This window comes from Streptomyces sp. NPDC005863, from assembly GCF_042871345.1.
Lineage (GTDB): Bacteria > Actinomycetota > Actinomycetes > Streptomycetales > Streptomycetaceae > Streptomyces.
This window is the reverse complement of record NZ_JBIAII010000001.1, coordinates 721,878-743,731: the sequence shown is the minus strand read 5'-3', so window position 1 is coordinate 743,731 and position 21,854 is coordinate 721,878. Positions and strand designations below refer to the sequence as shown.

Genomic DNA, 21,854 nt, shown 5'->3' with positions numbered 1-21,854 from the left:
GCTTTTCGGCCTCCGCGTCGGCGTCCGCGTCCGGTGCGGTGACCTCGGGGGTCACGGCTTCGGCGACCGTCTCCGCTGCCTTGCGGGTGCGGCGACGCGGCTTCGTGACCGGTGCCTCCGCCTCAGTGACCTCCGCGGGGGCGGCCTCGGCGGGGGCGGCCTCGGCCACCGTCTCGGCGGTCTTGCGGGTGCGGCGGCGCGGCTTCGACGCCGGTGCCTCCGCCTCGGCTACGGGAGCCTCCGCCTGCGCGACCGGCGCGGGCGCCTCGGTCTCGACGGTCGTGCCCTCGGCCGTGGCCAGGGCCTCCGACCCCGCACCGGCACGGGTGCGCCGACGGCGGCGCGGCGTGCGCGCCTCGGTCACCTCGGCGGCGGCCGGAGCAGTGGCCTCGGCCACCGGCGCGGCGGCGCTCTCCGTCACCGCGGCGGCCGGAGCCGTCGCCGTGGCGTCGAGCGGGCTGCCGGCGCGCGTACGACGGCGGCGACGCGGCGTACGCGCCGGACGCTCGCGCTCCGCGGACGCCGGGCCGGAGCCCCCGCGGTCGGAGCGGTCCGAACGGTCGGAGCGGTCCGAACGGTTGCGGTCACGGTCCTGGCCGCGGCCACCGGAGCGACCGCCACGGCCGCGCCCACCGGTCTCGCCGAGGTCCTCGACCTCCTCCGCGCCCAGACCCGCACGGGTCCGCTCGGCACGCGGCAGCACACCCTTGGTGCCCGCCGGGATGTTCAGCTCCTCGTACAGGTGCGGGGAGCTGGAGTACGTCTCGACCGGGTCGTTGAAGCCCAGGTCCAGCGCCTTGTTGATCAGCTGCCAGCGCGGGATGTCGTCCCAGTCGACCAGCGTGACCGCGATGCCCTTGGCGCCCGCGCGGCCGGTGCGGCCGATGCGGTGCAGATAGGTCTTCTCGTCCTCGGGGGACTGGTAGTTGATGACGTGCGTCACACCGCTGACGTCGATGCCGCGCGCGGCCACGTCGGTGCAGACGAGCACGTCCACCTTGCCGTTGCGGAACGCCCGCAGCGCCTGCTCGCGCGCGCCCTGGCCGAGGTCGCCGTGGACGGCGCCCGAGGCGAAGCCGCGCTTCTCCAGCTGCTCCGCGATGTCGGCGGCCGTCCGCTTCGTACGGCAGAAGATCATCGCGAGTCCGCGGCCCTCGGCCTGCAGGATGCGCGAGACCATCTCGGGCTTGTCCATGTTGTGCGCGCGGAACACGTGCTGCTTGGTGTTCGCGACGGTCTGGCCCTCGTCGTCCGGCGCGGTGGCGCGGATGTGCGTGGGCTGCGACATGTAGCGGCGGGCGAGGCCGATGACGGCGCCCGGCATGGTCGCCGAGAACAGCATCGTCTGGCGCTTCGCCGGAAGCATGTTGATGATCTTCTCGACGTCGGGCAGGAAGCCCAGGTCGAGCATCTCGTCGGCCTCGTCGAGGACCAGGCACTTGACGTGCTTGAGGTCCAGCTTGCGCTGGCCCGCCAGGTCGAGGAGGCGGCCGGGGGTGCCGACCACGATGTCGATGCCCTTCTTGAGGGCCTCCACCTGCGGCTCGTAGGCACGGCCGCCGTATATGGCGAGGACGCGGACATTACGCGCCTTGCCGGCGGTCAGCAGGTCGTTCGTCACCTGCTGGCAGAGCTCACGGGTGGGAACGACGATGAGGGCCTGCGGCGCCTCGGTCAGCTGTTCGGGCTTGGCGCGGCCCGCCTCGACGTCGGCGGGGACGATCACGCGCTCCAGGAGCGGGAGGCCGAAGCCCAGCGTCTTGCCGGTGCCGGTCTTGGCCTGGCCGATGACGTCCGAGCCCGAAAGGGCGACGGGGAGCGTCATCTCCTGGATGGGAAAGGGATTGATGATGCCGACGGCTTCAAGGGCTTCGGCTGTCTCGGAAAGGATCCCGAGCTCTCGGAAAGTCGTAGTCAGGGCTATGCCTCTTCTGTGAGACGCGGCGTGAGGCGAACGCATGGGGGTCGTGACCGTGCCACTACCGCCGGCTGCTTGGGGGGCTGGCCGGGGGCGCGGGACCACTGCCTGCGCTCGAGCGCTCTTACCGCTGAGGTTCCCTCCTCATGCCGTACGCAGCTGCGCGTACCGCCCGGAGGGCTGTCGGGTCGGAGCCGATCGGGCCACCGACCGGGCATCCTCATTCATACGGCCCGACGAATATTCGGCGGGTGCATTACCACTCTACCTCGTAATCTCGCATGCGTGTCCGGCGAATACGTCACATGGTCGTCGTCACAGTCACTGACCAGGGCCTTACGCACTCCGGCGGGCGGGCTATTGTGCGCTTCATGGAGACGCCTGACACCCCTGCCGAATCCGCCCCCGAGCCTGCCGCAGCGCCCGCCGCGCCCGCCGAGTCCGCCGCCGGGTCCTCCCCCGCACCCACCTCGATCGCCGCCCAGGACTGGGCGAAGGCTGCGGCTGCGCCCGAGTACCGGGCCGCGGTGGTCGACCTGCTCGGCGCGCTCGCCTACGGGGAGCTCGCGGCGTTCGAGCGGCTCGCGGAGGACGCGAAGCTGGCGCCGACGCTCGGCGACAAGGCGGAGCTGGCGAAGATGGCGTCGGCGGAGTTCCACCACTTCGAGCAGTTGCGGGACCGGCTCTCGGCGATCGGTGCGGAGCCGACCGCAGCGATGGAGCCGTTCGTCGCCGCGCTCGACGGCTTCCACCGGCAGACCGCGCCGTCCGACTGGCTGGAGGGCCTGGTCAAGGCGTACGTCGGCGACTCGATCGCCAGCGACTTCTACCGCGAGGTCGCGGCCCGCCTCGACGGCGACACCCGCGCGCTGGTCCTCGCGGTGCTCGACGACACGGGACACGCGAGCTTCGCCGTGGAGAAGGTGCGGGCCGCGATCGACGCGGACCCGCGCGTGGGCGGGCGGCTCGCGCTCTGGGCGCGGCGGCTGATGGGGGAGGCGCTCTCGCAGTCGCAGCGGGTGGTCGCCGACCGGGACGCGCTGTCGACCATGCTGGTCGGGGGAGTGGCCGATGGGTTCGACCTCGCCGAGGTCGGGCGGATGTTCTCTCGGATCACTGAGGCGCACACGAAGCGGATGGCGGCGCTTGGCCTGGCGGCCTAGCTTGGCGGTGAGGTTCGTTTTCGGGTGCGGGCTTGTTGTGGTTGCTCGCTCCGTTCCCCGCGCCCCTTGATCCGCGTCCCTTACGGTTCGTATTCGTGCGCGGCCGCGTTGTGGTTGTTTGCGCCGTTCCCCGCGCCCCTTCACCCGCGTCCCTTACGGGGCGTTGTCGGGTGCCGGTTCGGTGGGTTGTTTGCGTCGTTCCCCGCGCCCCTAGACGTGCCGTTCCCCGCGCCCCTTACGGGGCGCTGGGCTTGGCTTCAGGCTGTTGCTGAGTGGCGCAGTCTGGCGCCGGTCGGGCGGATCAGCAGGGACAGCAAGGCCGCCGAGACGGCCACCGCCCCTGTGAGTGTCGCCGTCGTGTGGCCGGAGCCCAGCGCCATGTGTGTGATGAAGGCGCCGATGAGCGCGCCGACGGGGCCCGTCGACAGGACGAGGCTGCGCGCGGGCAGCCGGTGCCCGAGCCGGTGCGCGGTGGCCCAGGCCAGGGCGAGGCCGAGCAGTGCGGAGCCGAGTGCTTCCAGAATCACGGTGGTGCCCTCCCTTGCGGCCAGGTGCAAATCGGTCGTAGCCGGTCTACCCCCGGGGGCCGGAATGCAACCCTCCATGATCGGCGGGTCTCGGCCGAGGCCGGGCAACACGGAGGAAAGGCCCGGTGGTTGGGACCACCGGGCCTTTCCTGTCTGCACGATGCGGCAGGAGCGTCCTACAGGGCGCTGAAGCCCACCTTGCGCGCGGTCGGCTCGCCGAGCTCGACGTACGCGAGGCGGTCGGCGGGGACCAGGACCTTGCGGCCGTGGTCGTCCACGAGGCTCAGCAGCGGCGACTTGCCGGTCAGCGCCTCGGACACCGCGTTCTCGACTTCCTCGGCGCTCTGGCCGCTCTCCAGCACGATCTCGCGGGGCGCGTACTGCACGCCGATCTTGACCTCCACGGCTTTGTCCCTCCGACGGTCAGTCTGTGCGCGGCCGTCCGCGCCGTACCCAGCACACATTAGCCCGGTGAGGGGACGGGGAATGCCGCGGCCGTGCACGCCGGTAGCGAACACGGAACGGGAACAGAACCGGCGGGCGGTCAGTGGCCTTCCGTGCCGTGCAGCGGGAAGCCGGCGATGCCGCGCCAGGCGAGCGAGGTGATCAGCTCGACCGCCTTGTCGCGCGGGACCGTGCTGCCGCTGGCCAGCCAGTACCGGGCGACCACCTGGGAGTACCCGCCGAGACCCACGGCGAGGAGCATCGCCTCGTCCCTGGGCAGTCCGGTGTCCTCCGCGATGACCTCGCAGATCGCCTCCGCGCACTGCAGCGTGACGCGGTCGACCCGCTCGCGGACCGCGGACTCGTTCGTCAGGTCCGACTCGAAGACCAGCCGGAAGGCGCCGCCCTCGTTCTCGACGTACGCGAAGTAGGCGTCCATCGTCGCGGCGACGCGCAGCTTGTTGTCCGTGGTGGACGCCAGCGCCGTGCGCACCGACTGCAGCAGTGACTCGCAGTGCTGGTCGAGCAGGGCCAGGTAGAGGTCGAGCTTGCCCGGGAAGTGCTGGTAGAGCACCGGCTTGCTGACGCCGGCGCGCTCGGCGATGTCGTCCATCGCCGCCGCGTGGTAGCCCTGGGCGACGAAGACTTCCTGTGCCGCCCCGAGAAGCTGGTTGCGTCGGGCACGGCGCGGCAGGCGTGTGCCCCGCGGGCGTGCCGCCTCTGTCTGCTCGATGGCTGTCACGCCGCCTCCCAAATCGTCCGATGTGCGGTGAGCGCCGCGCCGCCATCGTACTTTTCGGTAACTGTGATGTGCGCGGTGCGAGCGCAGAATTTCACGGACTGGACGAGCACAGAAGGGCTGCCCCGCGGTGCGTAGCAGGGCAAACACGGGCAGGTCCGTGCCCGGGGCCGCCGGTGGCCGTCCGGCCGTTCAGCGGTAGTCGTCCTCGTCCAGACTGACGACGCGGGCCTGTTCGGCCAGGTCGGCCTCGTTGGCGGAGTCCGCGTCGACCCCCTCCAGGGAGTCGTCGCGGCTGGGGGCGAGGTCGGTCTGCTGCTCGGCCGCGTCCGCCTCCGGCGCCTCGACGTCGGCCGTGACCTGGGGCTCCGTCGTCTCGAAGGTGTCGGGATCGGTCGGGTCGACACTCATGTGCTGGCTCTCTTCCCTCGCGGTACGTGGTGGTCCGTGGTGGACCTGGTCGTGCGAGTGCCCGCTCCGCCCTCTTTCCATGACTGTTCCCTGGCGGTTTCCGCCGGAATTCGCGTTCCGCCGGGATTCGAACGGCTGCTTCGAGCGTAGAAGAGACCCGGACGAGGCGCTACGCGATCCGTGGGCATCTGTGGTCGAGCTGTGACGCCGAACACGTGAACTACCGCGTGATCGTCTCGTAACATTGCCGCATGTCTGCGACCGACTTGCCGAACCTGCTGGCCACCGCCGCCGCCCCCAAACCGGGTGCCGTGGCGGTCGCGGAGGGGGAGCGGCTCGACTCGGTCGGCCTGCCCGGGCTCTCGCTGACCGTGCGCTCCCGGCCCTCGGTCCGCCCCGGACTGCCGCTCGCGCTGTACGTGCACGGGCTCGGCGGCTCCTCGCAGAACTGGTCGGCCCTGATGCCGCAGCTGGAGGACGTCGTCGACTGCGAGGCCGTCGATCTGCCGGGGTTCGGGGATTCCCCGCCGCCGGACGACGGGGACTACTCCGTCACCGGGCACGCCCGCGCGGTCATCCGCTATCTCGACGCGCGCGGCCGCGGGCCCGTCCACCTCATCGGGAACTCGCTGGGCGGCGCGATCACGACGCGCGTCGCCGCGGTCCGGCCCGATCTCGTCCGTACGTTGACGCTGGTCTCGCCCGCCCTGCCGGAGCTGCGCGTGCAGCGCACCGCGGTGCCGACCGCGCTGCTCGCGGTGCCGGGCGTCACCGGGCTCTTCACCCGGCTCACCAGGGAGTGGACGGCCGAGCAGCGGGTGCGGGGGGTGCTGGGGCTCTGTTACGGGGATCCGGGCAGAGTGACGCCGGAAGGGTACGGCGCGGCGGTGCGGGAGATGGAGCGCAGGCTCCAGCTCCCTTATTTCTGGGACGCGATGACCCGTACGGCTCGCGGCATCGTGAACGCGTACACGCTCGGCGGCCAGCACGGGCTGTGGCGGCAGGCCGAGCGGGTGCTCGCGCCGACCCTGCTCGTGTACGGGGGGCGCGACCTGCTCGTCTCCTTCCGCATGGCGCGCAGGGCGGCGGCCGCGTTCCGCGACTCACGGCTGCTGACACTGCCGGACGCCGGGCACGTGGCGATGATGGAGTACCCCGAGACGGTGGCCACGGCCTTCCGCGAACTCCTCGTGGATACGGGCGAGTTGGACGGCACCGCGGTCGAGGGCGGTGCGGGCTCGCCGGGTGGGTCGCACCGTGGCGGTTCGCGTACGGATTCGGGGAGCTGAGGGGGCGCGTGGGACGTCACAGCCGCCGCGGTCCGGCAGATCAGACTGACACCACAGGTACCTCGCGCACCCCGCGGTCACGCACCGCGGACGCGCCGTCCGACCTCGCGACCGGTTCGGCCGCCGCGCCGTCGCCCTCGCTGTCACCCACGGCCGGTACGGGCCGGCGCAGGCGCGCGGCGGAGGCGCAGGGGGACGGGGCGCAGGGTGCCCCGGCGAAGGGGACGCCCACGCGTGGGGCGCCGTCGGACGGCACCCCCGCCCACGGTGTCCCCGCCCAAGGAACCCCGCCCCACGGCACCCCGGCCCACGGAGCCCTTCCCCACGGCACCCCTCCCCACGGCACCCCCCACGTCCGCGGCGGGCACCCCGAGCAGCGGGAGCCCGGCGGCGGGTGGGGGGACGGTGGCCCCGGAGCCGGAGCCGGAGCCGGAGCCGGAGCCGGAGCCGGAGCCGGCGTCCGGCGTGGACGTGCCGTTCCCGGGCCCCGGCAGGATTACGTCGCCGCCTTTCCCGACGAGCTCCCCGAAGGGTTCGAGCCCGCGGTCGAGGCCGGCGACGGGCCTCCCGCGCCCCGTGACCCGTACGCCTCCGTCACCGACTGGAGCGACGCGGACGGGCTGCACCCCGACGACCCGGGCGGCGACGGACCGGACACCGGTGCCCGCGGCGGCCGGCGGCGCGGTCGCGTCCTGGCCGTCGTCGCGGCCGTCGCCGTGACCGCCGTCGTCGCGGTCGTCGTGGCGGGCCAGCTCACCGGCGGGTCGAAGGGCTCCGCGGCGGGGGCCAAGGCGTCCCCGGGCGGCGCCCGCGACACCGAGGACCCCGCCTCCCGCTCGGACCGCAGGCCGCCGCCGGCCAAGGCGCCGGAGACGTACGACGACAAGATGCGCAAGACGTTTCCGATGGACCCCAAGCTCAAGGCGTCCGGCGACTTCGAGGCGATGTCCGGGTTCGACAAGGCGCCCGGCAAGGGGCAGTTGTTCCGCTATCGCGTCGACGTCGAGAAGGGGCTCGGCCTGGACGGCGAACTCTTCGCGCAGGCCGTCCAGAAGACCCTGAACGACGACCGCAGCTGGGCGCACGGCCACGCCCGCACCTTCGAGCGGATCTCGTCCGGCAGGCCCGACTTCGTCGTCACGCTGGCGAGCCCCGGGACCACCGGGACCTGGTGCGCCAAGTCCGGTCTCGACACCACCCAGGACAATGTGTCGTGCGACTCCGCCGCGACGGACCGCGTGATGATCAACGCCTATCGGTGGGCGCAGGGCGCCAAGACCTACGGCGACGCGGTCAAGAAGGAGTTCGGCAGCGCGATCCTGCCGTACCGGCAGATGCTGATCAACCACGAGGTCGGGCACCGGCTCGGCCACAACCACACGGACTGCACCAAGAGCGGCGACCTCGCGCCCGTCATGCAGCAGCAGACGAAGTTCCTGGAGCACGACGGCATCAAGTGCAAGGCCAACCCCTGGGTGTTCCCGAAGAGTTGAGGTCACGGGGCCGCCCGGGGGCGATGGCGCTTTGACATCCGTCGGAAATTCGTTCATATTTCTCCGCATGTCGAACCGTCACGCCCCGTCGAGCGCAGCCATCGAGCTCGCGCTGTTCGGCGTGACCGCGCTCTGCGTGGCCGACGTCCACTGTTGCTGACGTCCGCCCCGGCGAGTGCGTCGCTCCTTCCCAGCTGTACCGGTCCCGGCCGGACCGTAGCCGCCTTCGGCTGCCGGTAGTCGGGCTCAGCTGTTCTCCGCTGCCTCAGTGCCGCGTATTCCGCGCCTTCTCCGGGGCGAGCTCCGCTCGGTCTCCGCTCGCATCCCGTTGCCCCGCTGCCCTCTTCGCAGCGGCCCCCGAGAGGTCTTCTTCCCATGCGCCAACCGTCCGTCACAGCCCGCCGCACGGCAGCGGCATCCGTCAGCCTCGTCCTGGCCGCGAGCGTCGCCGCCTGCGCGGGCCCGAAGGACAACGACGCCGGGAGCGGCGGCGACGGCAAGCCCGCCAAGGGCGGCACGCTCTCCGTCCTCAACCGCGACCCGCAGACCGACTTCGATCCCGCGCGCCTCTACACCTCCGGCGGCGGCAACGTGCCGAGCCTCGTCTTCCGCACGCTGACCACCCGCAACCGCGAGGACGGCGCCAAGGGCGCGGAGGTCGTCCCCGACCTCGCCACGGACCTCGGCAAGCCGAGCAAGAACGCCACCGTGTGGACGTACACCCTGAAGAAGGGGCTCAAGTACGAGGACGGCACGCCGATCACCTCCGCCGACGTGAAGTACGGCATCGAGCGCTCCTTCGCCGCCGAACTCAGCGGTGGCGCGCCCTACTTGAGGGACTGGCTCGTCGGGGGCGACACGTACCAGGGGCCGTACAAGGACAAGGGCGGCAAGGGGCTCGCATCCATCGAGACGCCCGACGCGCGCACCATCGTCTTCCATCTGGACAAGCCCGAGGGCGAGTTCCCCTATCTGGCGACGCAGACGCAGTTCACGCCGGTGCCCAAGAGCAAGGACAAGGGGACCAAGTACGAGGAGCACCCGGTCTCTTCCGGCCCCTACAAGGTCGTGAGCAACGAGAACGACGGTGAGCGGCTGCGCCTGGAGCGCAACCCGCACTGGTCCGCGAAGACCGACCCGGAGCGCAAGGCCTACCCGGACGTCATCGACGTACGCTCCGGACTCGACTCGTCCGTCATCAACCAGCGGCTCTCCGCGGGCCAGGGCGCGGACGCCGCCGCAGTCACCACCGACACCAACCTCGGCCCGGCCGAACTCGCCAAGGTCACCGGCGACAAGGAGCTCGCCTCGCATGTCGGCACCGGGCACTTCGGTTACACGAACTACCTGGCCTTCAACCCGAAGGTGAAGCCGTTCGACGACCCCAAGGTGCGCCAGGCCGTCTCGTACGCCGTGGACCGCTCCTCGGTCGTCAACGCCGCCGGCGGCTCCTCGCTCGCCGAGCCCGCCACCACGTATCTGCCGAACCAGAAGTCCTTCGGATACACGAAGTACGACCACTTCCCGGCGGGCCCGAACGGCGATCCGAAGAAGGTGAAGGAGCTCCTGAAGGAGGCCGGCCACAAGAACGGGCTCACCATCACGCTCACCCACTCCAACGCCAAGGACTTCGAGACCAGCCCCGAGATCGCCACCGCCATCCAGGACGCCCTGAAGAAGGCCGGAATCACCGTCAAGCTGCGCGGCCTTGAGGACAACGACTACAAGGACACGGTGCACAGCGCCAAGGACGAGCCCGGTCTCTTCCTCGCGCACTGGGGTGCCGACTGGCCCTCCGGCGGCCCCTTCCTCGCCCCGATCTTCGACGGCCGGCAGATCGTGCAGGACGGCGCCAACTTCAACTCCGGCTTCCTGGACGACAAGTCCGTCAACGACGAGATCGACGAGATCAACAAGCTCACCGACCTGAAGGCCGCCGCCGAGCGGTGGGGCGCGCTCGACAAGAAGACCGGTGAGCGGGCGCTGACCGTGCCGCTCTTCCACCCTGTCTACAAGCGCCTGTACGGCAAGGACGTCAAGAACGTCGTCATCAGCGACTGGACCGGTGTGCTCGACATCTCCCAGGTCGCGGTGGAGCAGTCGTGACGACCCTCTGGCGGCGGCTGCGCGAGCAGCGCGCCGCCCTCGTCGCGGCGGGCGTCGTCGCGCTGCTCGTCCTCGTGGCGCTCGCCGCGCCGCTGCTCACCGCACTGGAGGGGCAGGACCCCACCACGTACCACCCGGACCTCGTCGACTCGGCGCGCGGCGGCGTGCCGGTCGGGTCGTTCGGCGGGATCAGCGGCGAGCACTGGCTCGGCGTCGAGCCGCAGACCGGCCGTGACCTCTTCGCCCGCCTGGTGTACGGGGCGCGCGTCTCGCTCGGCGTCGCGCTCGCCGCGACCGTCGTGCAGCTCGTCATCGGGGTCGCGGTGGGGATCGCCGCCGGCTTCGGCAGCCGCTGGCTGGACCAGGTGCTCAGCCGCGCCACCGACGTGATCGTGGCGCTGCCCCTGACGGTCTTCGCGCTCGCGCTGATGGCAGTCGTGCCGAGCGGCTTTCCCCGGCCGGTGCTCGTCGCCCTCGTCATCGGGCTCGTCGCCTGGGGCAGCGTGGCCAAGATCGTGCGCGCGCAGACCGTCACGCTCAAGGAGCTCGACCACGTGGCCGCCGCCCGGCTCAGCGGCTGGGGCGGTGTGCGGATCGCCCGGCGCGAGCTGCTGCCCGCGCTCGCCGCGCCCGTCCTCACCTACGCCGCGCTGCTCGTCCCCACGAACATCACCGTCGAGGCCGCGCTGTCCTTCCTCGGCGTGGGCGTGAAGCCGCCCACCCCGTCCTGGGGACAGATGCTCACCGCCGCGGACGTCTGGTACCAGGCGGCCCCGCAGTACCTGCTGTTCCCGGCGGGCGCGCTGTTCGTCACCGTCCTCGCGCTCACCGTCCTCGGCGACGGCGTGCGCACCGCCCTCGACCCGCGGGCCGCGTCCCGGCTGCGGATCGGGACGGGCCGCAAGCGGGAGGTCAGCGCGTGACCGGCTTCCTCGCGCGGCGCCTGGCGGGCGCCGCCCTCACCCTGTTCGCCCTCTCCGTGATCGTCTACGCGGTGTTCTACGCGGCGCCGGGCGACGTCGCCCAGATCACCTGCGGGCCCCGTTGCTCACCGGCCCAAGTGCACCAGGTAGCGGAGCAGTTGAGGCTCGACGGCCCCTTGTACGTGCGCTACTGGGACTTCCTTCAGGGCCTCTTCGTCGGCCGGGACTACTCCACCGGTACGGGCACCGAGCACTGCGGCGCGCCCTGCCTCGGCGTCTCGTACCAGAGCGACCAGCAGGTCACCGCGCTGATCGCGGCGAAGCTCCCGGTCACCGGGTCGCTCGCGCTCGGCGCCATGGTCCTTTGGCTGCTCCTCGGCGTCGGCACCGGCGTGCTCTCCGCCTGGCGGCGCGGCCGGCTCGGCGAGCGGGTCCTCACCGCCGTCACCCTCGCGGGCACCGCCACGCCCGTCTTCGTCATCGGGCTGCTCCTGATGATCGTGGTCTGCGGTCAGCTGCGGTGGCTGCCCTTCCCGCAGTACGTGCCCTTCGCCGACGACCCGACGCAGTGGGCGTGGAACCTGCTCTTGCCCTGGCTGTCCCTCGCGCTGATCGAGGCCGCCAAGTACGCGCGTCTGACCCGCTCCGCGATGCTGGAGACGCTCGCCGACGACCATGTGCGGACCTTCCGCGCGTACGGCGTGGGGGAGCGGTCGATCATCGGCAGGCACGCGCTGCGGGGCGCCGTCGCGCCCGTCATCGCGCTGACCGCCAACGACTTCGGGTCGATGTTCGGGGGCGCGGTGCTCAGCGAGACGCTGTTCGGGCTGCCCGGTCTCGGCCGTGAACTCGTGCACGCGGTCGAGGTCGTCGACCTGCCGGTGGTGGTCGGGCTCGTCATGGTCACCGGCTTCTTCGTGGTGCTCGCCAATGCCGTCGCGGACGTCCTGTACGCGGTGGCCGACCGACGGGTGGTGCTGTCGTGAGTCTGGTCCAAGTCAGCGACCTGAGTGTCGAGTTCGGGACCGACAAGGGTGTCGTCCATGCCGTCGACGGGGTGTCCTTCAGCCTGGCGGAGGGCGGCGCGCTCGCCCTCGTCGGCGAGTCCGGATCGGGGAAGTCCACGGTGGCGTCCGCGCTCCTCGGACTCCACCGGGGCACGGGCGCGCGCGTCAGCGGAACGGTGCTGGTCGACGGCGTCGACGTACAGGCGGCGTCCGACCCCGAACTCCGGCGGCTGCGCGGCGGGAAGGCGGCGATGGTCTTCCAGGATCCGCTGTCCTCCCTCGACCCGTACTACGCGGTCGGCGACCAGATCGCCGAGGTGTACCGGGTGCACACCGGGGCGTCCCGGCGGGCGGCACGCGCGCGTGCCGTGGCGGTGCTCGACCGGGTCGGCATCCCCGACGCCCCCCGCCGATCGCGGTCGCGCCCGCACGAGTTCAGCGGCGGCATGCGCCAACGCGCCCTCACCGCCATGGCGTTGGCCTGCGAGCCCGCGCTCCTCGTCGCCGACGAACCGACCACCGCGCTCGACGTCACCGTGCAGGCCCAGATCCTCGACCTGCTGCACACGCTGCGGCACGAGACCGGCATGGGGCTGCTCCTGGTCACCCACGACGTGGGCGTCGCCGCGGAGAGCGTCGACGAGGTCCTGGTCATGCGGGACGGTCGCGCGGTGGAGCGCGGGGCGGTACGGGAGGTCCTCGGGGCGCCCCGGGAGGCGTACACGCAGGAGCTCCTGAAGGCCGTCCCGCGGGTGGACTCGCCGTTGGTGCCGGCCGCCGGTGACGTGGGCGAGGTCGTGCTCGAAGCCATCGGTCTGCGACGGGAGTTCGGGCGCGGCCGGCGTGCGGTCACCGCCGTCGATGACGTCTCGCTCACCGTCCGCCGCGGGGAGACCCTCGGCATCGTGGGCGAGAGCGGCAGCGGCAAGACCACGCTCGGCCGGATGCTGGTGGGCCTCCTGGAGCCGACCGCGGGGGTGCTCCGCCACGGGGGTGTGGAGCAGCCCGGCGGCCGGGTGGTCCCCGGGGTGCAGATGGTGTTCCAGGACCCCGTCTCCTCGCTCAACCCGCGCCGCTCCATCGGCGAGTCCATCGCGGACCCGCTGCGCGCGCGGGGCGAGGACGACTCCTTCGTACGGGGGAGGGTGCGCGAACTCCTGGGGCGCGTCGGGCTCGAACCGGCGCACTACGACCGCTACCCGCACGAGTTCAGCGGCGGGCAGCGCCAGCGCGTCGGCATCGCGCGGGCGCTCGCCGCCGAGCCCAGGATCATCGTCTGCGACGAACCGGTGTCGGCCCTGGACGTGACGACACAGGCCCAAGTGACCGCGCTCCTCGCCGAGTTGCAGCGCGAGCTCGGACTCGCGCTGGTCTTCGTCGCGCACGATCTCGCGGTGGTACGCCAGGTCAGCGACCGGGTCGCCGTGATGCGGCAGGGCCGGATCGTCGAGCAGGGCACCGTGGCGGAGGTCTACGGGGCGCCCCGGGACCCGTACACCGAACGGCTCCTCGCGGCCGTCCCGGCGCTCGACCCGGAGGCGGCGGCGGTGCGCAGAGCGGTGCGCAGGGAGGCGCGGAGGGAGCCGGTGGGGGTCTGACCGGCGGCGTACGGGGATGAGCGGCCGCCCGGCACCCGCTGGCCGCAGCCTGACTCTCCGTGGCGGAATCGGGCGCCCGGGCCGCCATAGCGCGACAGAACGCTACCGGCGCGGGAAAGTTACTGCCGTTCACCCCTTTTGGTGGTGCGACGGACAACCGTCCGTCGCACCACCCGCATGACCGCATACGTTCGTCCCGCTGCGAGCCGCCGGCCCAACGGCGGCTCCCCAGACGGGAGATCGGGGGTGCGCTCGTGCGCGTCGGACTGCTTACGGAGGGTGGCTATCCGTATGTGAGCGGTGAGGCCAGACTCTGGTGCGACCGGCTCGTACGGGGGCTCGGGCAGCACGAGTTCGACGTCTACGCCCTCAGCCGCAGCGAGCAGCAGGAGGCCCAGGGCTGGGTCGAACTGCCGCCCCAGATCGGCCGGGTGCGCACCGCCCCGCTGTGGAACGCCGACGACGAGGCGCTGCGTGCGGCGGGGCCCCGCGGCGGGCGCGGACGGCGGGCCAGGCGCCGGTTCGCCGAGTGCTTCGGGGAGCTGGCCGACGTGGTGTGCCGGGGTGGCGGGGCCGGGGCCGACGGTCCCCGTTCGGGTGAGGCGGACGGCTCCCACGACGACTCGTCGGCCGGCTCCCACGACGGTCGGTCGGGGGACGAGCGCGACGCGGTGGCGGACCGTTTCAGCAACGCTCTGTACGGGCTCGCCGAACTGGCCCGCGACGAGGGCGGACTGGTGGGCGCGCTGCGCTCGGAGTCCGCCGTCCGCGCCCTGGAACGCGCCTGCCGCGCCCCCGGCGCACTGCGCCCCGCCCACGCCGCGCGCGTGCCCGACCTGCTCACCGCCGCCGGTCTGATGGAGCGCGCGCTGCGGCCGCTCTCCCTGGACTGGTACGACGCCGAAGGCCTCGGCGCCGTCGACCTCTGCCACGCCGCCTCCGGCGGACCCGCGGCGCTGCCGGGGCTGCTGGCCGGGCACTTCGCCGGGGTCCCGCTGCTCGTGACCGAGTACGGCGTACAGCTGCGGGCCCACCACCTCGCCACCGGCGACATGGACCTGAGCGCACCGGCGCGGGCACTCCTCGCCTCCTTCCACGGGCTGCTCGCGGCCGAGGTGTACCGCGGGGCCACCCTCATCACCCCCGGCAACACCCACGCCCGGCGCTGGCAGGAACGGTGCGGAGCCGACCGCGCCAAGCTGCGCACGGTCCACCCCGGCATGGCCGCCGACCGCTTCACGGAGATCGGCGAGGGCGGTTACGACGAGTTCGCCGCCGACCCCGACACCCTCCTGTGGGTCGGCCGCATCGAGCCCGCCAAGGACCTGATCTCGCTGCTCCACGCCTTCGCGGAGATCCGCGCGGAGGTGCCGGGGGCGCGGCTGCGGATCGTCGGGGCGCCGGCCGATGGGCCCGAGGCGCGGGCGTATCTCGCGCACTGCCGGGCCCTCGCCGCGCAGCTCTTCCCCGACGAGGCGGCGGGCGCGCATGCCGTCGGCGACAACCCCGTCTCCTTCGAGGAGATCGGCGGCCCGGACGTGCCCGAACTCGCCGACGCGTACGCCTGCGGCGGCATCGTCGTCCTCTCCAGCGTCGTCGAGGGCTTTCCCATCAGCCTGGTCGAGGCCATGTTCTGCGGGCGCGCGACCGTCTCCACGGACGTCGGCGCGGTGGTGGAGGTCATCGGCGGCACGGGGCTCGTGGTGCCGCCGCGCAATCCGCGGGCGCTCGCGGAGGCGTGCGTGGCGCTGCTGCGCGACCCCGAACGGCGTGCGCGCCTGGGGGCGGCGGCGCGGGCGCGGGCGCTCGAACTCTTCACGGTCGAGCAGAACGTGGCGGCATTTCGAAGCATTTACCTGGAGATCGTCTCGCACTGCCCGGTGCGCAGGGACGCGGTCGACGCGACGGGCGAACCGGTGCCGTTCGCACACCCCGCGGAGGCGTGCCTCCCCGGCCGGTGGGCGGTCGCGGTGGGCCCCGCGTCGACCACCCCGGAGCCGGGGACGGAGGCCGCCGGCGTACCGAGCTGGGCGGCGCCGGAAGGGCCCCCGACAGAGGTGGCGGAGGCGACAGGGGCGACACGGGCGACACAGGTGTCGTCGGCAGAGGCGTCGGTGCGGAGAGAGGGGGCGGCGGCATGAAGCGACCCGAGGGAACCACCGACGCGGTGGACGCGCCCCGGGCCCCGCGCGGTGCGGACGGCTGGGACGCACGCTCCGAAGAACTCCTCACGGACCGGGCCGACCCCCCGCACTCCGACCCCCCGCACTCCGACCCCCCGCGCCCCGAAGACCCCCGCCCCCCGCGCCCCGGAGACGCCCGCCCCAAGCTCCGCCGTCGCGGCGCAGGCGACCCCGTCAAGGCCCTCATGCACCGCCACCGAGCGCTCTGCGCGCGTGCCGTCGACCCGTTGGAGATCGCGGCGGGGCTGGAGGCCCACGGCCTCACCGACCGTGCGGCCGCTCGCTTCCGGCACCGGGACGTGTTCGCGCTGGCCGAGGAGATGTACGCGCGCGTGCCCCGCGACGGCGTCGACGACGGCACGCCCCCGGACCCGCCCCCGCACCGCGGTGTCCGTACCGACATACCCGGCGTGCCCGCCGGCTGGGCCCTCTTCGCGCTGCTGCCGGGCGCCGTGTGCGCGGCGGGCGTGGCCGGGACGGCCCTCGCCGCGGGGACCACGCGGCTCGTGGCCGGCCTGGCCGGCGCGCTCGCCGTGGCCGTGGCCCTGCACGTCGCCCTGCGGTACGGACCGCTGCGCGCCACCGGCCACCCGGTGCCCGCCACCCGCGCGTGGACGTGCTGGCTCCTCGCGTACGCCCTGCTCGGCGACGGCCTGCTGCGCGGCGTCGTCGCGGGCGGCCCGGACGGCCCCGGCGACCTCTGGGACCCCGCGCTCGCCCCCGCGCTCGGCCTCGCCCTCGCCGTGGCGCCCGCCGCCTGGTGCGCCCGCCTCTTCGCCGTACGGGCCGGTGCCCGCGTCACCGCCAGCCGCGGCCTCGACGAATTCGCCTCCTCCGTACGGCCGTTGCTCCTCGGCGTGGTCGCGCTGTTCCTGGCGGCGCTCGGGGCGCTGCTCGCCGCCTCCGACGCCCTTGCCGCACCGATCGCCGACCGGGCGGGCCTCGCCGACCACCCCGCCGGCGGCCCACCCGCACTCCTCGGCGCCGCCGCCCTCGGCGCGCTCCTGCTGCTCGCCCGGCTCCTCGGCGCGTACGGCTTCACGCGCGCCCCCGCCCTGCTCCTCGGCGCCGCCGGCGCCTGCGAAGCCACCGCCCTCGCCCTGGTGTTCGCGGGCCGGCTGCCCACCTGCGACCCGCTGGCCGTGCCCGTCACCGCCGCCGTCGACGCCTGGGGCCCCGGCGTCGTACCGGCAGCCGCGTGCGGCACCGCCGCCCTCGTCCTCCTGGTCCACGCGGCCAGGACCCTGACCCTCGCCTCGGCCCACGCCGGTCCCCGTGACGCGCCGTGACACCGCAGGCGGCCCGACCACTCTCCCGCGGGGCCGACACCGCGGGCGTCATCCCCGTGCACCACGGCACCATCCCGAAGGAGAAAGACAGATGACCACCCGCAGCCGTCTCCGCCGCCGAGCGGCCACCCCCGGAGGCGCCCGATGAGGGTGCTGCTGATCGGAGCCAACGGATACCTCGGCCGGTTCGTCGCCGACCGGCTGCTCGCCGACCCGGCCGTGCAGCTCACCGCCCTCGGCCGCGGCGACGACTCGGACGTACGGTTCGACCTCGCCAGCGGAAGCCCCGGCGCGCTCACCCGCTTCCTCGACGCCGTCCACCCGGGCGTCGTCATCAACTGCGCCGGCGCCACCCGCGGCGGCGCCCGCGAACTGACCCGGCACAACACCGTCGCCGTCGCCACCATCTGCGAGGCGCTGCGCCGCAGCAGCTGCGGGGCGCGCCTCGTGCAGCTCGGCTGCGGCGCCGAGTACGGGCCGAGCCAGCCGGGCTCCTCGACCGCCGAGGACGCGGTGCCGCGCCCCGGCGGGCCGTACGGCGTCAGCAAGCTGGCGGCCACCGAACTGGTGCTCGGCTCGGGTCTCGACGCCGTCGTCCTGCGGGTCTTCTCGCCCGCGGGACCCGGCACCCCCGCCGGATCGCCGCTCGGCCGGCTCGCCGAGGCCATGCGGCGCGCGATGCAGGCCGGGGACGGCGAGCTCAAGCTCGGCGGGCTCGGAGTGCAGCGCGACTTCGTCGACGTACGCGACGTGGCGCGCGCCGTGCACGCCGCCTCGCTCTCCGCCGCCCAGGGCGTCGTCAACATCGGCGCGGGACGCGCGGTGCGGCTGCGCGACGCGGCCGCCGTCCTGGCCCGCGTCGCGGGGTACGGCGGCGCGCTGCACGAGCTCGACCAGGTGCCCGTGCGCGCGGCCATCGGCCACCCGCGCGGCGAGGACGGGCACGGCGCTCCGGCCGCCGCGTACCCCTACCCGGACGGCTGCGGCAGCTGGCAGCAGGCCGACGTGCGCACCGCGCGCGACCGGCTCGGCTGGCGGCCCCGCATCAACCTGGAGGAGTCGCTCGCCGACATCTGGATGGAGGCCGCATGCCGCATCTGACAAGGTCCACGACGGGCGCCGCGAGCACCGAGGTACGCGTCGGCTTCGGCGTCCCCGGCTTCGCCCACCCGCTCGTCGCCCCCGTCGAGTGGTCCGAACTCACCCGCCCCGGCACCCCTTTGAAGTGGGTTGTCCTGAATGTCGCCAACGGTCCCGGCGAGCGGCCCGACCCGCACTGCCTGGAGGCGGCGGGCCGGCTGCGCAACGCCGGCGTCCGGGTCCTCGGCCACCTCGACACGACGTACGGGGCCCGCTCCTTCGGGGAGCTGGTCTCCGACGCGCACCGCTACCACGACTGGTACCGGGTCGACGGCTTCCTCCTGGACCGCTGCCCCACCGAACGGGCCGCGCTGCCGGAGGTGCGCAGGACGGTGGCCACGCTGCGCGCGCTCGTCGACGACGCGCACATCGTGCTCGGCCACGGCACCCATCCGTACCCCGGATACGCCGAGTCGGGCGACCAGTTGGTGACCTTCGCCGGGGCGTGGAGCGACTACCGCTGGTCACAGGTGGCCGAGTGGACCGCCGACTATCCGCCCGAGCGCTTCTGCCACCTGGTGCACGGCATGCCGCACGGCCACCTCGACGAGGCGCTGCGCATCGCCCGCTGGCAGGGCGCGTCGACGATCTACTTCACCGACCGCGGGGACGGGGGCGGCCACGGCGACCCCTGGGAGTCGCTGCCCGGCTACTGGGACGACATCGTCTCGCGGGTCGGGACGGGTATCTCGGAATGAAAAAGGGCGTGGCAGTGTTACAGGCAGAACAACCGTTCCGCACAACCGACCAACGGAGTCCCCGTGTCGCTGCCACCCCTGGTCGAGCCGGCCGCCGAGCTCACCGTCGACGAGGTCCGCAGGTACTCCCGCCACCTGATCATCCCCGACGTCGGGATGGACGGGCAGAAGCGGCTGAAGAACGCCAAGGTGCTGTGCGTCGGCGCCGGCGGCCTCGGGTCCCCGGCCCTGATGTACCTGGCGGCGGCCGGTGTCGGCACGCTCGGCATCGTCGAGTTCGACGAGGTCGACGAGTCCAACCTGCAGCGCCAGATCATCCACAGCCAGGCCGACATCGGCCGCTCCAAGGCGGAGTCCGCGAAGGACTCGGTCCTCGGCATCAACCCGTACGTGAACGTGATCCTGCACGAAGAGCGGCTCGAGGCCGACAACGTGATGGACATCTTCGCCCAGTACGACCTGATCGTCGACGGCACGGACAACTTCGCCACCCGTTACCTGGTCAACGACGCGTGCGTGCTGCTCAACAAGCCGTACGTGTGGGGATCCATCTACCGCTTCGACGGCCAGGCGTCCGTCTTCTGGAGCGAGCACGGCCCGTGCTACCGCTGCCTCTACCCGGAGCCCCCGCCCCCCGGCATGGTCCCGTCCTGCGCCGAGGGCGGCGTGCTCGGCGTGCTGTGCGCCTCGATCGGCTCCATCCAGGTCAACGAGGCGATCAAGCTCCTCGCGGGCATCGGTGAGCCGCTGGTCGGCCGCCTGATGATCTACGACGCCCTGGAGATGCAGTACCGCCAGGTCAAGGTCCGCAAGGACCCCGACTGCGCGGTCTGCGGCGAGAACCCCACCGTCACCGAGCTCATCGACTACGAGGCCTTCTGCGGCGTCGTCTCCGAGGAGGCCCAGGAGGCGGCGGCCGGTTCGACGATCACTCCCAAGCAGCTCAAGGAGTGGATCGACGGCGACGAGAAGATCGAGATCATCGACGTCCGCGAGCCGAACGAGTACGAGATCGTCTCGATCCCCGGCGCCAAGCTGATCCCGAAGAACGAGTTCCTCATGGGCACCGCCCTCCAGGACCTCCCGCAGGACAAGAGGATCGTCTTGCATTGCAAGACGGGTGTCCGGTCCGCGGAAGTCCTGGCCGTGCTGAAGTCGGCGGGCTTCGCCGACGCGGTGCACGTGGGCGGCGGCGTGATCGGCTGGGTCCACCAGATCGAGCCCGACAAGCCGGTGTACTAGGCGTAGGGCCTGAACGGTCACAAGGGGGCCCGCACCAATGTGGTGCGGGCCCCCTTTTTCGCCTTGAGGGCTCGTCCTCAAACGCCGGACGGGCTGACACGGCTCACGAGGAACAGACCTTGCCGTCCTTCGGGGGCGTGCCCTCCAGCAGGTACGTGTTGATCGTGTCGTCCACGCAGTCGCTGCCGTTGCCGTACGCCCCGTGGCCCTCGCCCTTCCAGGTCAGGTGGACGCCGACGTCCTTGCCGAGCTCGTCCGCCATCTTGCGGGCGCCCTCGTAGGGGGTGGCCGGGTCGCCGGTGTTGCCGACGACGAGGATCGGGGCGGCACCGGGCGCGCTCACCTCGGGGGAGTCGGAAAGCCCGGGGACCGGCCACTCGTGGCACCAGCCCGCCGTGTCCCAGCCGAGGAACTCCCCGAAGACCGGCGAGATCTCCCGGAACCGGCTCAGCCGCTTCTTCGCCTCCTGCGGCGTGGTCCGCTCCTTCGCGTCCCGGCAGGAGATGGCCCGCTGCGAGTGGCTCTGGGTGCTGTAGTGACCGGACGGGTCGCGTTCGTTGTAGGCGTCGGCGAGCTGGAGCAGCGGCGAACCGTCGCCCTTCTCCGCCGCCTCCAGGGCGCGGGTCAGCGTGGGCCAGGTCTGCTTGCTGTACAGCGTGATCAGGATGCCGGTGCTCGCCAGGGACTCGGTCAGTTCGCGGTCGCCCGAGGCGCGCATCGGCTCGGCGTCCAGGCGCCGGAAGAGCTTCGCGACCTTCGCCGTGCCCGCCTTCGGGTCCTGGCCGCGGGAGCGGAAGTAGTTGTCGAGGGCGCGCTGGAAGCCCTTCGCCTGGTTCTCCGCGTGGCCGATCGAGTCCGCGCTCGGGTCGACGACCGCGTCGAACGTGAGGCGGCCGACGCGGCGGGGGAACAAGTGGGCGTACGTCCCGCCCAGTTCGGTGCCGTAGGAGATCCCGAAGTAGTGCAGCTTGTCGTCGCCGAGGACCTGGCGCATGACGTCCATGTCGCGGGCCGCCTCGACCGTCGAGACGTGCTCGATGAGCTTCTTCGCGTCCCGCGCGCAGCCCGCGCCGAAGTCCGCCGCGTCCTCGAAGTACGCCCGCTCCTCGGCCGCGGTGTCCGGCGTGAGGTCGACCTTCTTCTCGGCGGCCTGCGTCGCCTCGTCGTCCCGGCAGCGCACGCCCCCGCTCGCCGCGACCCCGCGCGGGTCGAAGCTGACCAGGTCGTACCGCTCGCGCAGCTTGGTGTACGAGTCGGCGAAGGAGGGCAGCCCGGAGACGCCCGAGCCGCCCGGGCCGCCGAAGTTGAAGAGGAGGGAGCCGATGCGGTCGCCCTTGCCCGTGCTCCTGGCGCGGATCAGGGCGATCCCGATCGTCTCGCCGTCCGGCTTCGCGTAGTCCAGCGGGACCTTGAGGGTCGAGCACTGCCACTGGGCGCCCGGCGCGCTGCCGCCCTCGGGCGCCTTGCAGCCCTTCCAGTCCAGCTTCTGGCCGGTCAGCGAGGCCGGCAGGGTCGAGGAGGGGTCGGGCTTCGGGTGGGGAGCGCTCGACGAGGGACCCTTGTCGTCGCTCCCGCCGTCGTCGTCGGACGAGCCGCAGCCGGCGGCGAGACCCGCCACGAGCACTGCTGCGGCGGCCAGAGCCGTGGACCGTACGAAACGCTGCATGGACGCGCTTCCCCCCTC

The 21,854-nt window shown here is 72.8% G+C and carries 19 protein-coding genes; 13 read left to right on the top strand and 6 right to left on the bottom strand.

Translation table 11 applies throughout. The features are described from left to right. Positions 1-1,825: DEAD/DEAH box helicase (locus ACFYO9_RS03100; protein WP_388665928.1), on the bottom strand; the 1,825-nt coding region annotated here is incomplete at its 3' end. 455 nt (positions 1,826-2,280) lie between these two features. On the opposite strand from ACFYO9_RS03100, the gene ACFYO9_RS03095 reads away from it, so the two are divergent. After that, a complete protein-coding gene (locus ACFYO9_RS03095; RefSeq protein ID WP_388666005.1) occupies positions 2,281-3,081 on the top strand; it encodes a ferritin-like fold-containing protein in 801 nt (266 codons plus the stop codon). Between the two features lie 257 nt (positions 3,082-3,338). On the opposite strand, the gene ACFYO9_RS03090 is transcribed toward ACFYO9_RS03095, so the two are convergent. The 4 genes from ACFYO9_RS03090 to ACFYO9_RS03075 all read right to left on the bottom strand — a co-directional run bounded on the left by ACFYO9_RS03090 (position 3,339) and on the right by ACFYO9_RS03075 (position 5,202). Next, entirely contained in the window at positions 3,339-3,608 is a 270-nt protein-coding gene (locus tag ACFYO9_RS03090; protein ID WP_355803113.1) for a hypothetical protein, read from the bottom strand. A gap of 176 nt (positions 3,609-3,784) precedes the next feature. Continuing rightward, positions 3,785-4,012, bottom strand: coding sequence for a DUF3107 domain-containing protein (locus ACFYO9_RS03085; RefSeq protein ID WP_355803111.1), 228 nt, complete (start codon positions 4,010-4,012; stop codon positions 3,785-3,787). A 140-nt stretch (positions 4,013-4,152) separates the two neighbouring features. Next, complete coding sequence (locus ACFYO9_RS03080; RefSeq protein ID WP_355803109.1) at positions 4,153-4,794, bottom strand: TetR/AcrR family transcriptional regulator; 642 nt, start codon at positions 4,792-4,794, stop codon at positions 4,153-4,155. Positions 4,795-4,983: 189 nt separating this feature from the next. Beyond that, positions 4,984-5,202, bottom strand: coding sequence for a hypothetical protein (locus ACFYO9_RS03075; protein WP_358710299.1), 219 nt, complete (start codon positions 5,200-5,202; stop codon positions 4,984-4,986). Positions 5,203-5,453: 251 nt separating this feature from the next. Between ACFYO9_RS03075 and ACFYO9_RS03070 the strand changes: the two genes are divergently transcribed. From ACFYO9_RS03070 to moeZ, 12 genes are all read left to right on the top strand, one after another. Beyond that, on the top strand, positions 5,454-6,491 hold the full coding sequence (locus ACFYO9_RS03070) for an alpha/beta hydrolase (RefSeq protein ID WP_358777668.1): 1,038 nt from the start codon (positions 5,454-5,456) through the stop codon (positions 6,489-6,491). An 8-nt stretch (positions 6,492-6,499) separates the two neighbouring features. Then, positions 6,500-7,984, top strand: a complete 1,485-nt coding sequence (locus tag ACFYO9_RS03065; protein ID WP_358777667.1) for a DUF3152 domain-containing protein — start codon at positions 6,500-6,502, stop codon at positions 7,982-7,984. Positions 7,985-8,051: 67 nt separating this feature from the next. Continuing rightward, positions 8,052-8,144, top strand: a complete 93-nt coding sequence (locus ACFYO9_RS03060; protein WP_355803102.1) for an Ms4533A family Cys-rich leader peptide — start codon at positions 8,052-8,054, stop codon at positions 8,142-8,144. Positions 8,145-8,359: 215 nt separating this feature from the next. Continuing rightward, positions 8,360-10,090, top strand: a complete 1,731-nt coding sequence (locus ACFYO9_RS03055) for an ABC transporter substrate-binding protein (protein ID WP_358777666.1) — start codon at positions 8,360-8,362, stop codon at positions 10,088-10,090. Next, positions 10,087-11,013, top strand: coding sequence for an ABC transporter permease (locus tag ACFYO9_RS03050; protein WP_358777665.1), 927 nt, complete (start codon positions 10,087-10,089; stop codon positions 11,011-11,013). Before ACFYO9_RS03055 ends, ACFYO9_RS03050 begins: the two co-directional genes overlap by 4 nt. Continuing rightward, on the top strand, positions 11,010-11,999 hold the full coding sequence (locus ACFYO9_RS03045) for an ABC transporter permease (RefSeq protein WP_358777664.1): 990 nt from the start codon (positions 11,010-11,012) through the stop codon (positions 11,997-11,999). The genes ACFYO9_RS03050 and ACFYO9_RS03045 overlap by 4 nt, the downstream gene beginning before the upstream one ends. Continuing rightward, a complete protein-coding gene (locus tag ACFYO9_RS03040; protein ID WP_358777663.1) occupies positions 11,996-13,618 on the top strand; it encodes an ABC transporter ATP-binding protein in 1,623 nt (540 codons plus the stop codon). Before ACFYO9_RS03045 ends, ACFYO9_RS03040 begins: the two co-directional genes overlap by 4 nt. Before the next feature lie 254 nt (positions 13,619-13,872). Beyond that, a complete protein-coding gene (locus tag ACFYO9_RS03035; RefSeq protein WP_358779037.1) occupies positions 13,873-15,759 on the top strand; it encodes a DUF3492 domain-containing protein in 1,887 nt (628 codons plus the stop codon). After that, positions 15,756-17,090 (top strand): hypothetical protein, encoded by a 1,335-nt coding sequence (locus ACFYO9_RS03030; RefSeq protein ID WP_358779036.1) that lies wholly within the window; start codon positions 15,756-15,758, stop codon positions 17,088-17,090. Before ACFYO9_RS03035 ends, ACFYO9_RS03030 begins: the two co-directional genes overlap by 4 nt. A 144-nt stretch (positions 17,091-17,234) precedes the next feature. Continuing rightward, positions 17,235-18,191 (top strand): NAD-dependent epimerase/dehydratase family protein, encoded by a 957-nt coding sequence (locus tag ACFYO9_RS03025; RefSeq protein ID WP_355803089.1) that lies wholly within the window; start codon positions 17,235-17,237, stop codon positions 18,189-18,191. Further along, entirely contained in the window at positions 18,179-18,928 is a 750-nt protein-coding gene (locus tag ACFYO9_RS03020; protein WP_355803088.1) for a spherulation-specific family 4 protein, read from the top strand. The genes ACFYO9_RS03025 and ACFYO9_RS03020 overlap by 13 nt, the downstream gene beginning before the upstream one ends. 63 nt (positions 18,929-18,991) lie before the next feature. Continuing rightward, the gene (gene moeZ, locus ACFYO9_RS03015) at positions 18,992-20,170 is read left to right on the top strand and encodes an adenylyltransferase/sulfurtransferase MoeZ (protein ID WP_355803086.1); all 1,179 of its coding nucleotides are present in this window, start codon (positions 18,992-18,994) and stop codon (positions 20,168-20,170) included. A gap of 103 nt (positions 20,171-20,273) precedes the next feature. Here moeZ and ACFYO9_RS03010 read toward each other — a convergent pair whose 3' ends face one another. Further along, positions 20,274-21,836 carry an alpha/beta hydrolase gene (locus tag ACFYO9_RS03010; RefSeq protein ID WP_358779035.1) on the bottom strand — a complete coding sequence of 521 codons (1,563 nt, stop codon included), beginning with the start codon at positions 21,834-21,836 and terminating at the stop codon, positions 20,274-20,276. Between the last annotated feature and the right edge of the window lie 18 nt (positions 21,837-21,854).

Bases quoted from the DNA above. Each gene is read 5' to 3' on its own strand.
- ACFYO9_RS03075 (WP_358710299.1), bottom strand. From the start codon at position 5,202: ATGAGTGTCGACCCGACCGATCCCGACACCTTCGAGACGACGGAGCCC.
- ACFYO9_RS03070 (WP_358777668.1), top strand. From the start codon at position 5,454: ATGTCTGCGACCGACTTGCCGAACCTGCTGGCCACCGCCGCCGCCCCC.
- ACFYO9_RS03060 (WP_355803102.1), top strand. From the start codon at position 8,052: ATGTCGAACCGTCACGCCCCGTCGAGCGCAGCCATCGAGCTCGCGCTG.
- ACFYO9_RS03055 (WP_358777666.1), top strand. From the start codon at position 8,360: ATGCGCCAACCGTCCGTCACAGCCCGCCGCACGGCAGCGGCATCCGTC.
- ACFYO9_RS03030 (WP_358779036.1), top strand. From the start codon at position 15,756: ATGAAGCGACCCGAGGGAACCACCGACGCGGTGGACGCGCCCCGGGCC.
- ACFYO9_RS03025 (WP_355803089.1), top strand. From the start codon at position 17,235: ATGAGGGTGCTGCTGATCGGAGCCAACGGATACCTCGGCCGGTTCGTC.
- ACFYO9_RS03020 (WP_355803088.1), top strand. From the start codon at position 18,179: ATGCCGCATCTGACAAGGTCCACGACGGGCGCCGCGAGCACCGAGGTA.
- ACFYO9_RS03010 (WP_358779035.1), bottom strand. From the start codon at position 21,836: ATGCAGCGTTTCGTACGGTCCACGGCTCTGGCCGCCGCAGCAGTGCTC.